The organism is Mesorhizobium sp. M4A.F.Ca.ET.020.02.1.1 (assembly GCF_004022645.1).
GTDB lineage: Bacteria > Pseudomonadota > Alphaproteobacteria > Rhizobiales > Rhizobiaceae > Mesorhizobium.
This window is the reverse complement of record NZ_RZOI01000165.1, coordinates 1-9,645: the sequence shown is the minus strand read 5'-3', so window position 1 is coordinate 9,645 and position 9,645 is coordinate 1. Positions and strand designations below refer to the sequence as shown.

The window sequence follows — 9,645 nt, the reverse complement described above, 5'->3', positions numbered from 1 at the left end:
GCCTGGGATCCTCCGAGGAGAACTCGATGACGATAACGCGAGATTTTTCAACGCTGTAAACGTTGAGCTTCTCGCGCATCTTCTTCAGCACGCGCTCTTCCGGCGCGATTTCGTTGGGGTCGCTTTTCAACCCGACGATGACAAGCAGGCGGCTGAGCGCCGACATCTTGGCCGCCTCGTCGAATTCGGGCAGCTTCGACAGGTTGAGCTTGGCGGCCACCTGCTTGAGGATGTCCGTCGAGGAAATGACCTCGACCTGGCTGGCGACGCCCTGCTCATCGAGAATCGGTTTTTCGCTGTCGTTGCTCGTGCCGTCAGGCCGGGTGAAGACCGATTCGCGGGTTTCTATCAGCAGTTTCGTCTCGGCCTTGTATTGCGGCGTGGCAAGCCAGGCGAGCGCGAAAGCCAGACCAGTGACGGCAAGCGCAACGATAAGAATGCGCAACCAGTTCCTCGCCAGGCTGGCGAAGAGTTGCCTGAGATCGACATCGACGTCTGCGGCCGCGGACTGAACGGACATGCATCCTGCTCCGAACTTGAGTCTAGGATCGACCGTAAACAACTATGGTAACTCAGCCGTTAAGATAAGAGCGGGCGCCATTAGAGACGACTGAAGAACATTCAGCAAAGACAGTAGAATAGCTACGCTTTTTGGCAACCGCCGCCGCCCGGGACGGCAAACCTTTACCGGCCATTAACCCTAACAGGAGGATAACGGATTCCGTTCCCTGGGGTTTGCCGCAACATCTGGCGGCCAGCGATGAAGGTTCGTGACCGGTCATGAAAAGCACTGCCTCCCTTTTTCGTGCTCTGCTTGCCGTATCGATGCTCGCCGGCTGCTCAAGCTATCGGCCGACACCAGCGGCCTTCCATGAGGTGCTCGACCAACCTTATCGGCTGGGTGCCGGAGATCGCGTCCGGGTCACCGTATTCGAGCAGGATGGCCTGACCAACACCTACAGCGTCGACCAGTCCGGCTATCTCTCCTTCCCATTGGTCGGCTCCGTGCCGGCACGCGGACACACCGCCCAGCAGCTCGAGAAGGAAATCGCCGACAAGTTGCGGCAAGGCTATCTGCGCGACCCCGATGTTTCGGTCGAGATCGACCGCTACCGGCCGATCTTCGTGATGGGCGAAGTTGGCGCGGCCGGCCAGTATTCCTATGTGCCGGGCCTCACCGTGCAAAAAGCCATCGCGATCGCCGGCGGCTTCTCGCCGCGCGCCAACCAGGAGAGCGTCGACATCACCCGCGACATCAACGGCAAGGTGATGACCGGGCGGGTGGTCACATCCGATCCGTTGCTGCCCGGCGACACTGTCTACGTGCGCGAACGGCTGTTCTGAAAACCAACGTGGCGGCGAACCTGCGGATCGTCCATTGCTTTCGCTCACCCGTCGGCGGGATTTTCCGCCATGTGCGCGACCTGACCGAGGCGCAGCTCGCCGCCGGTCACTCGGTCGGCATCGTTTGCGATTCGACCACCGGCGGCGCTTTCGAGGAGCATCTATTCGAGGGTATGAAGGACAGCCTGGCGCTCGGCATCCATCGCACGCCGATGCAGCGCCATGTCGGGCCGGGCGACCTCGCCTCGGCTTGGCGCACATACAGAATCATCAAGGAATTGCGGCCGGACGTGCTGCACGGGCACGGCGCCAAGGGTGGCGCCTATGCCCGTCTGTTCGGCTCACTGTTGCGGGTATCAAGGTCTCGCGTAGCCCGCCTTTATTCGCCGCACGGCGGCTCCCTCCATTATGACGAGACGACGGCCACCGGGAAGCTGTTCTTCGCGCTCGAGCGATTCATGGCCCGGTTCACCGACTGCCTGCTGTTCGTCTCCGACTATGAAAGGCGCACCTGGCGCAGGAAGGTGGGCGAACCGCCTATCCCCAACACGCTGGTCTACAATGGTCTGCGCGCCACAGAGTTCGACGTGGTGCCGACCCTGCCCGAAGCGGCGGACCTGCTCTACATCGGCATGATGCGCGACCTAAAGGGACCGGACATCTTCATCGACGCGGTGGCGCTGGCCGGCAACAGACTCGGCCGCCAGATTAGCGCGGTGATGGTCGGCGACGGCGACGACCTGCCGCGCTACCATGCGCAGGTGAAGCGCCTTGGGCTCGACGGCCACGTCCGCTTCCTGCCGCCCATGCCGGCCCGGGATGCCTTCGCGCTGGCGGAGCTGATTGTCGTACCCTCGCGCGCCGAGGCCATGCCCTATATCGTGCTGGAGACGCTGGCCGCCGGCAAGCCGATGATCGCCACCGCCGTCGGCGGCATACCGGAGATATTCGGCGAAGCCTCCCCTGCCCTGATCCGTCCCGATCCGAACCAGCTTGGCGACAGGCTGAGCGACGCGCTCTCCGATCTCGGCGCCTATCAGCGCCTGATGCCCGGGGCGCCCGACCTCAAGGCACGATTCGGCGCCGACGTCATGGCCGCGGAGATCGAGAAGGCCTATTTTGCCGCGCTCCGGCGCTAGAGCGTGGTCGATTTGCTCTGGGACGTTTTCTCACGCTGACCAGCCCCGTCCGCCTCAACGCAGGGTGGCAACCGGTTCAAAGCCATCTGTTGTCTCAAGGGTTTCTTAGCTCTCTTTTGCTATTCAGCCGAGCGAAGCCCGCGGACAATCCAATGAACGAGATCGACCCCGCACGCCGCTTTTCAATGAATGCGGTACGCAAATTCGACGGCCCTGCCGAGAGCGAAGCAGCGAGCGGCCTGAACGATGTGGCGCGTCAGGTCGCCTCGCAGTACCGGCGCGATACGATGTCGCCGATCATGGTCAGCGGCGTGCTGCGCATGGTCGAATTCGCGCTGCTGTTCGTGTCGGGCCTCTGCCTCTATTTCTACTATGTCGGCTTCTTCAACTATCTCGCCTGGCAGTATCCAGTAACGATCGCCGCCGCCTCGTTCCTGGCGGTGGTGCTGCTCGACGTCACCGATTCCTACCAGATCGCCGCCCTCATGCGGCCGATCGCCAGTTTTGGCCGGGTGCTTCTGGTCTGGGCCGGGACTTTCGCGCTGATGGCGTTGACGGCCTTCGCCATGAAGATGTCGGAGGACTATTCGCGCCTCCTGTTCGGCACCTGGTTCGTCGTCGGCTTCGTGCTCATCTTCGGCCTCCGGCTGGTGATGTCCAACCTGATCCGGCGCTGGGCCCGCGATGGGCGCATGGAGCGGCGCGCCGTCATTGTCGGCGGGGGCAAGTCGGCGGAGATGCTGATCCGCTCTGTCGAGAGGCAGCCCTACAACGACATCCGCATCTGCGGCATCTTTGACGATCGCGGCGACAAGCGCTCGCCGCCGATCGTCGCCGGCTATCCCAAGCTCGGCACCATTTCCGAGCTGATCGACTTTGCCCGCATCGCCCGCATCGACATGCTGATCGTGTCGCTGCCGCTGACCGCCGAATCGCGCGTGCTGCAGCTCTTGAAGAAGCTGTGGGTGCTGCCGGTGGACATCCGACTGTCGGCACATTCAAATGCGCTGCAATTCCGCCCGCGCGCCTATTCCTATATCGGCTCGGTGCCGATGCTCGACATCTTCGACAAGCCGATCAACGACTGGGACTCGGTCGCCAAGCGCGCCTTTGATATCCTGTTTTCGATCATCGGCATCATCGTCTTCTCGCCGGTGATGCTGGTGACGGCCATCGCCATCAAGCTCGACAGCAAGGGGCCAGTGCTGTTCAAGCAGAAGCGGCACGGCTTCAACAACGAAATCATCGAGGTCTACAAGTTCCGCTCGATGTATACCGATCGATCGGACCCGACCGCCAAGCAGACGGTGACCAAAAACGATCCGCGCGTCACCCGCGTCGGCCGCTTCATCCGCAAGACCTCGATCGATGAACTGCCGCAATTCTTCAACTCGCTGTTCGGCTCGCTGTCACTGGTTGGACCGCGCCCGCATGCGATCGCCGCCCAGTCGCACAACCTTCTCTACAACGAGGTGGTCGACGGCTACTTCGCCCGGCACAAGGTCAAGCCGGGCGTGACCGGCTGGGCGCAGATCAATGGCTGGCGCGGCGAGCTGGACACCAATGAAAAGATCCGCATGCGCACCGAATACGATCTCTATTACATCGAGAACTGGTCGCTGCTATTCGATCTCAGGATCCTGTTTCTGACCCCAGTGCGGCTGCTCAACACGGAAAATGCCTATTGAGCGCGGTCGCCCATGAGCTGCCGGCGGCCGCGATCAACAAGTTGCCGCCTCAGGCGGTCAACGCCAAGCTGATCGCACTGATTGCATCCGGCGCGGTCTTTTTCGGCCTGCTGCTCTCGGGCTTCGTCATTGACGAGCCGGCGCCCTATGACCTCTACATGGTCGGGATCATCGCCGTGTGGGGGGGGTTCGGCCTGCGCATCTCGCGCGCGGTGGTCCCACTTCTGGTGCTGCTGATAGTGATGAATATTGGCGGCATGATCTCGATGACCCAGATGGCGAATCTCGCCAACACGCCGCTCTACCTCGCCGTCTCGATGTTCCTCGCCTTCACCGCGATCTTCTTTGCCGCGGTCACGTCGGTGCAGCCTCGCCTCTACCGGCTGATCTTCATCGCCTATGTCGTATCGGCGGTGCTGACCGCGCTGCTCGGCATCGCCGGCTATTTCCACGCCTTCCCGGGAGCGGAGGTGTTCACCAAATACGACCGCGCCGCCGGCGCCTTCCAGGATCCGAACGTGTTCGGACCGTTCCTGGTGCTGCCCGGCGTCTACCTGCTCTATCTGCTCCTGACCGGTCCCGTCGCGCGTATGCCGCTGGTCGCGGCGCCGCTCCTGATCATCACCGCCGGCATCTTCTTTTCCTTCTCGCGCGGCGCCTGGGGCATGTTCGCGGTTTCGGCGGTGTTGCTGACCGGCGCACTCTTCCTGCAGAGCAACAGCGGCAAGTTCCGGCTGCGCGTGGTGATCATGACGATCGCCGCCATCGCGCTGCTTGTCATCGCCATGGTCGTGATCCTGCAACTGCCAGGCGTGGCCGAGATGTTTTCCAGCCGCGCCCATCTCGAGCAGAGCTACGACACCGCGCGCCTTGGCCGGTTCGCCCGCTACACGATCGGCTTCCAGATGGCGCTGGAGCATCCGTTCGGCATCGGCCCGCTGGTGTTCGGCACCATCTTTGGCGAGGACACGCACGACATCTGGCTGAAGATGCTGATGGACTACGGCTGGCTTGGCTTCATCTGTTTCCTGACGCTGACAGTGTGGACGATCGTGGCCGGCTTCCGCATCCTTCTTCGCGACCGGCCCTGGCAGCCCTATCTCTTGTGCGCCTATGTCGCCTTCGTCGGCAATATCGGCCTCGGCACCTTCATCGACATCGACCACTGGCGCCATGTCTACCTGCTGCTCGGCCTGATCTGGGGCGCGATCGCGCTCGAATACCGGCATCAGAAGGAATTGCGGCTGGCGCCCGCATGACGATCCGCTTGCTGCCCGACCGAGGCGGCCACAGAAATCGCTGATTTCAGGAGAAGAGACTTTTGGGGGCAAGTCTCTGGTTTGAATGGTCGGAGTGGCCGGATTCGAACCGACGACCCCTTGACCCCCAGTCAAGTGCGCTACCGGGCTGCGCTACACTCCGGACCGGCCGCGATCTATCGTGATAACCCCCTGCGGGTCAACCGAATTCCACCACAGGGCCCCAATCCTGAAAGCGGAATCCGGTTTTCCGGAAACATTGCCGGGGCCGGCTTATCGAACAGCTCTCGCCGTCAGGCGATCCGGCTTTCCGGTGGCGCCATCGCCGCCGCGCCAATGACGGCATCTTCGGGGAGCTGGAGCGCCACAGCGATTCGTCGCAGCTTCGAAGAATCAGTATCCCTGCCACTTTCGATTTCGGCGATCTCTTGAATGGACAGGCCGCAGGTCAGGGACAGCTCTTCGAGGCTGTATCCCCTGGTCTCGCGGGCGGTTTTGAGGGCGCTATGGCCGGGCGTTGCAATCAAATCAGTCAGAACTTCTCGTCTTGCAGTGGCAGGCATTGGCAACTCCTTGGGTTTGAAACACGCTGATCAAATCATGGGTTGCCTGAGACGAGCGAGACAATGACCGCTCGGCGGCGATTTGCCAAGCGCCAAAGCGGGCGTCACACCATCGTGAAGCGACGCCGGAACGACTTAGGAAGAGGGAACCGGCCAAATGCGCGGTCCCGTCTTTCGCGAGGTCCAATCAAGTTCTTTTGAAGAACCGAACATCGAGTTGAGCCTCCGTTCGTTCCGCGGATGTCGCTGGCAAGCCAGACAGGTGCGCCAGCCATTTCAGGAAGGATCGGGCCACGCCTGTCGTGGCATTCGCGCCGGCCACGCCGGACGACCTCAGGCCCGGCGCTGTCGTCTTCGCCACTGCGCAGCGCGTCGGCGACGGCATGCTGACATCCGGCCGCGTCGTGGTTGGCAACAACGGCGTTGTGCCGCCGATGTGGGCGATCATCTCTGCAACCGGGGCAAACGCCCAGCCGAAACGGCGCGGATGTCACTCAGACACAATCCAGAAACAAAATTCTACAGTCGGGAAAAATTGCCGAAAGAATCCAGGAGGATAGTCCCGATCGCGGCGCTCGAGCCACCGATTTGGTCCGGTGCCCTCGGAATGCGGCCCGCGCAAAAGGAAACGATATCATGAAGAAGTCCCTTCTCTCCGTTCTCGGGCTGGCGGTGGCCCTCGCTGTCTCGATGCCGATCCTCGGCGCGACCAGCGCCGATGCTGCTCCGGTGCACCACAAGCATCACCGTCATCATCATCACCGCAAGCATCACCACCACCACCATCATCATCACCACCACCACCAGAAGGTCCTGGCGAAGAAGGCCTGAGCAAGCCGGCTTATCCGACAGGAAGGGCGGTTTTTGGTTTTGCCACAGCCGGCCTTCCTGCCGTGATCCGCAGCGCCGCATTGCATGGATTCGGCAAGACATCGCCTTGTCCTGGCCGCAGCCCGGCTGCTGCTAACGCTTCGCCACCCTGCTCTTGTCTTCCGCTTCATCCGGAAGCTCGGCTACCTGCCTAATCCCGCCGCGCCGCGCAGCCATCGCGAGCTGATGCTCTGGCGAAAAATCGTCGACCGCGATCCGCTGTTCGTGACGCTGACCGACAAGCTTGCGGCCAAGGACTATATCCGCCGCATCTGTCTTGAAATGCCCCAGGCCTTTATGCCGGCGAGGTCACCATCTATTCCGCAGCCGGCTGCTGCACGTGGACCAATCCGGTTATCATGGCGGCGATCGAGCGAAACTGGCGGCTCGACCGGTCGGACTTTCTTCGCAGACGGCATCGCGGAATCGCCGGCCTCTATGCCTGCGCACTCATCGCCCGGTGCTTGCCGAGACGCATGACCGGCGGGGCGGCACTCGCCAGGCCTGAAAACCGGTCCGACAAGAAATCAAACCGAGACGTGAACCTTTCCTCTCCGGGGCGCACCAAGCCTGCATGGACGCCAAGAAGGCGCTCCCCAACCCAGAAGGACGCCGGAACGGCGAACCTCGATCAAAGAGAAGGAAATGCTCAAATGACCAACTTCACCAACTTCAAGCGCATCTCGCTCGCCGCGGCCATAGCCGTCTCGGCCTTCGGCTCGGTTTCCGTCCCGAACTCGGCCGTCGCCGGCACGCACCCCACCGGCGACGGCGGCGCGGTCTGTAAGGGCGCAGGCTCGTGTCTGGTGCTGGAGATCGACTGCAAGGGCACCTACACCGACGCCACCGACAAGAACGGCACCGTTTACGGCAAGTGCAGCCAGGTTATGAAGATCGATCCGACGAAGCGGCTCAAGCTCGCGAACTGATCGCTTGCCATCAAGGAAAATGGCGGCCGTCCGCGCGACGGCCGCCATTTTCCTTTGCCTTGATCATGATGCGGCAGGCACTGTTCGCAGGCCGGCATCAACCTGAATGTCACCCACCCTAGCGCACCTGGTCGAGTAGGCGCTTGCACTCCAACAGGTCGAACAGCGCCTCCTGCAGCAGCGCGCGGTTGTCACGCGATAGTTTCGAGGAGTCCGGCTGGACCGGGCCTTCGTCGTCGCTCTTGCCGAGGCCGAAAAAGCGACGGCTGGGTTTCACCCTGGGCTGGCCGACAAGCATCTCGTCGTCGGCGCCGCGTGGCTGGGCCGCCGGTGTCAGCGGCACCTGTTCTGCCTGCCGGCGCTGCGCGATCGCCTCGACGGCCGCCATGTCGCCATTGCCGATGGCAACCAGGAAATGGTTGCCGTTCTCGCGCAACAGCTTCTGCACGCCCTTGATGGTGTAGCCCTGGTCGTAGAGCATATGGCGGATGCCCTTGATCAGCTCGACATCCTGCGGCCGGTAGTAGCGGCGGCCGCCGCCACGCTTCATCGGCTTGATCTGGTTGAAACGCGTTTCCCAAAAGCGCAGCACATGCTGCGGCAGATCGAGATCTTCCGCGACCTCGCTGATGGTGCGGAAAGCATCGGGGCTCTTGTCCATGGGCGAATCCTCCGCTGGACGGCGATCGGACCGATTGGTCCCGAATCGGGCCTTATTTCAGCGGTTTATGAAACAATATTCAAGCCCGGCGTCAAAGCGCGCGGGCGTTATCAACCGGGCATTTGCGGCGGCTACTTGCCGCCCTTGGCCTTGCTGTTCTGGTGCGAGCGCAGGATGCGGCTCTTCAGCACGTTCGACGACTTGAAGGTCATCACCCGGCGCGGCAGGATCGGCACTTCCTCGCCGGTCTTGGGATTGCGGCCGATGCGCTCGTTCTTGGAGCGGACATGGAAGGTCGCGAAGGACGACAGCTTGACCGTCTCACCACGCACGATGGCCTCGCAAATTTCGTCCAGCACCGCTTCGACGAGCTCGGCCGATTCAGTTCTCGACAAGCCAACCTTGCGGTAAACGGCTTCGGCAAGGTCGGCGCGCGTAAGTGTCTTTCCCCCCATGCGACCGTCCCATCAGCTCAAAAACATAAATCGGTACAAGCAACGGCAGAGCCTAAGTAATTGATCCGTCAAGGTCAAGGACCGAACCCTTCAGTTCGGCACTTACCAGCGGACCAAAACCGCGCCCCAGGTGAAGCCTCCGCCCATCGCCTCGAGCAGCACTAGGTCGCCCTTCTTGATGCGACCATCGGCGACGGCCACCGAGAGCGCCAGCGGCACGGAAGCAGCCGACGTGTTACCGTGCAAATCGACCGTGACCACCACTTTTTGCTCGGCAATCCCGAGCTTCTTGGCGGAAGCGTCAATAATCCGTTTATTGGCCTGATGCGGCACGAACCAGTCGAGGTCCTCGGCAGTGATGCCGGCCTGCGAGAATGTCGCCTCGATGACGTCGGTGATCATGCCGACGGCATGCTTGAACACCTCGCGGCCTTCCATCCTGAGATGGCCGACGGTCCCGGTGGTCGATGGCCCGCCATCGACGAACAGCTTGTCCTTGTGGACGCCGTCGGAGCGCAGGCTCGCCGCCAGCACGCCATGGTCGGCGATGCCGCCGGTCCCCTCGCCCGCTTCCAGCACCAGGGCGCCTGCGCCGTCGCCGAACAGGACACAGGTCGAGCGGTCGCTCCAATCGAGGATGCGCGAGAAAGTCTCCGAGCCGATCACCAGCACGCGCCTGGCCAGGCCACCGCGTATATAGAGGTCGCCCGTTGCCACCGCGTAGACAAAGCCGGAGC

Annotated in this window: 13 protein-coding genes and 1 tRNA gene; 7 read left to right on the top strand and 7 right to left on the bottom strand. The window is 62.3% G+C overall.

From position 1 onward, the window contains the following. Window positions 1–520: Wzz/FepE/Etk N-terminal domain-containing protein (locus tag EN742_RS13275; RefSeq protein WP_245492312.1), on the bottom strand; the 520-nt coding region annotated here is incomplete at its 3' end. 260 nt (window positions 521–780) lie between these two features. Here EN742_RS13275 and EN742_RS13270 point away from each other — a divergent pair. The 4 genes from EN742_RS13270 to EN742_RS13255 all read left to right on the top strand — a co-directional run bounded on the left by EN742_RS13270 (window position 781) and on the right by EN742_RS13255 (window position 5,430). Further along, a complete protein-coding gene (locus EN742_RS13270) occupies window positions 781–1,344 on the top strand; it encodes a polysaccharide biosynthesis/export family protein (protein WP_126054925.1) in 564 nt (187 codons plus the stop codon). A gap of 8 nt (window positions 1,345–1,352) precedes the next feature. Then, complete coding sequence (locus tag EN742_RS13265; protein WP_126054926.1) at window positions 1,353–2,483, top strand: glycosyltransferase; 1,131 nt, start codon at window positions 1,353–1,355, stop codon at window positions 2,481–2,483. A 152-nt stretch (window positions 2,484–2,635) separates the two neighbouring features. Beyond that, window positions 2,636–4,171 (top strand): undecaprenyl-phosphate glucose phosphotransferase, encoded by a 1,536-nt coding sequence (locus tag EN742_RS13260; RefSeq protein WP_126054927.1) that lies wholly within the window; start codon window positions 2,636–2,638, stop codon window positions 4,169–4,171. After that, window positions 4,168–5,430 (top strand): O-antigen ligase family protein, encoded by a 1,263-nt coding sequence (locus tag EN742_RS13255; RefSeq protein WP_127406840.1) that lies wholly within the window; start codon window positions 4,168–4,170, stop codon window positions 5,428–5,430. Before EN742_RS13260 ends, EN742_RS13255 begins: the two co-directional genes overlap by 4 nt. Before the next feature lie 86 nt (window positions 5,431–5,516). Here EN742_RS13255 and EN742_RS13250 read toward each other — a convergent pair. The 3 genes from EN742_RS13250 to EN742_RS13240 all read right to left on the bottom strand — a co-directional run bounded on the left by EN742_RS13250 (window position 5,517) and on the right by EN742_RS13240 (window position 6,441). Further along, a tRNA-Pro gene (locus EN742_RS13250) sits at window positions 5,517–5,593 on the bottom strand. A gap of 130 nt (window positions 5,594–5,723) precedes the next feature. Further along, window positions 5,724–5,993, bottom strand: a complete 270-nt coding sequence (locus EN742_RS13245; RefSeq protein ID WP_126054928.1) for a helix-turn-helix transcriptional regulator — start codon at window positions 5,991–5,993, stop codon at window positions 5,724–5,726. A gap of 187 nt (window positions 5,994–6,180) precedes the next feature. Beyond that, window positions 6,181–6,441 carry a hypothetical protein gene (locus EN742_RS13240; protein ID WP_127406839.1) on the bottom strand — a complete coding sequence of 87 codons (261 nt, stop codon included), beginning with the start codon at window positions 6,439–6,441 and terminating at the stop codon, window positions 6,181–6,183. A 188-nt stretch (window positions 6,442–6,629) separates the two neighbouring features. On the opposite strand from EN742_RS13240, the gene EN742_RS13235 reads away from it, so the two are divergent. The 3 genes from EN742_RS13235 (at window position 6,630) to EN742_RS13230 (ending at window position 7,792) form a co-directional block, all read left to right on the top strand. Beyond that, window positions 6,630–6,824, top strand: coding sequence for a hypothetical protein (locus EN742_RS13235; protein ID WP_127406838.1), 195 nt, complete (start codon window positions 6,630–6,632; stop codon window positions 6,822–6,824). Window positions 6,825–6,908: 84 nt separating this feature from the next. Next, on the top strand, window positions 6,909–7,343 hold the full coding sequence (locus tag EN742_RS38700) for a hypothetical protein (protein ID WP_210214456.1): 435 nt from the start codon (window positions 6,909–6,911) through the stop codon (window positions 7,341–7,343). 173 nt (window positions 7,344–7,516) lie between these two features. Next, on the top strand, window positions 7,517–7,792 hold the full coding sequence (locus tag EN742_RS13230) for a hypothetical protein (protein ID WP_126059088.1): 276 nt from the start codon (window positions 7,517–7,519) through the stop codon (window positions 7,790–7,792). Window positions 7,793–7,910: 118 nt separating this feature from the next. On the opposite strand, the gene EN742_RS13225 is transcribed toward EN742_RS13230, so the two are convergent. From EN742_RS13225 to EN742_RS13215, 3 genes are all read right to left on the bottom strand, one after another. Then, window positions 7,911–8,453, bottom strand: coding sequence for a MerR family transcriptional regulator (locus EN742_RS13225; protein WP_126054931.1), 543 nt, complete (start codon window positions 8,451–8,453; stop codon window positions 7,911–7,913). 131 nt (window positions 8,454–8,584) lie between these two features. Then, entirely contained in the window at window positions 8,585–8,908 is a 324-nt protein-coding gene (locus tag EN742_RS13220; RefSeq protein WP_006201891.1) for an integration host factor subunit alpha, read from the bottom strand. A gap of 102 nt (window positions 8,909–9,010) precedes the next feature. Beyond that, on the bottom strand, window positions 9,011–9,645 hold a 635-nt coding region (locus tag EN742_RS13215; RefSeq protein ID WP_128332894.1), incomplete at its 5' end, for a beta-ketoacyl-ACP synthase 3.

Bases quoted from the DNA above. Each gene is read 5' to 3' on its own strand.
- EN742_RS13270 (WP_126054925.1), top strand. From the start codon at position 781: ATGAAAAGCACTGCCTCCCTTTTTCGTGCTCTGCTTGCCGTATCGATG.
- EN742_RS13260 (WP_126054927.1), top strand. From the start codon at position 2,636: ATGAACGAGATCGACCCCGCACGCCGCTTTTCAATGAATGCGGTACGC.
- EN742_RS13245 (WP_126054928.1), bottom strand. From the start codon at position 5,993: ATGCCTGCCACTGCAAGACGAGAAGTTCTGACTGATTTGATTGCAACG.
- EN742_RS13240 (WP_127406839.1), bottom strand. From the start codon at position 6,441: ATGATCGCCCACATCGGCGGCACAACGCCGTTGTTGCCAACCACGACG.
- EN742_RS13235 (WP_127406838.1), top strand. From the start codon at position 6,630: ATGAAGAAGTCCCTTCTCTCCGTTCTCGGGCTGGCGGTGGCCCTCGCT.
- EN742_RS38700 (WP_210214456.1), top strand. From the start codon at position 6,909: ATGGATTCGGCAAGACATCGCCTTGTCCTGGCCGCAGCCCGGCTGCTG.
- EN742_RS13230 (WP_126059088.1), top strand. From the start codon at position 7,517: ATGACCAACTTCACCAACTTCAAGCGCATCTCGCTCGCCGCGGCCATA.
- EN742_RS13225 (WP_126054931.1), bottom strand. From the start codon at position 8,453: ATGGACAAGAGCCCCGATGCTTTCCGCACCATCAGCGAGGTCGCGGAA.
- EN742_RS13220 (WP_006201891.1), bottom strand. From the start codon at position 8,908: ATGGGGGGAAAGACACTTACGCGCGCCGACCTTGCCGAAGCCGTTTAC.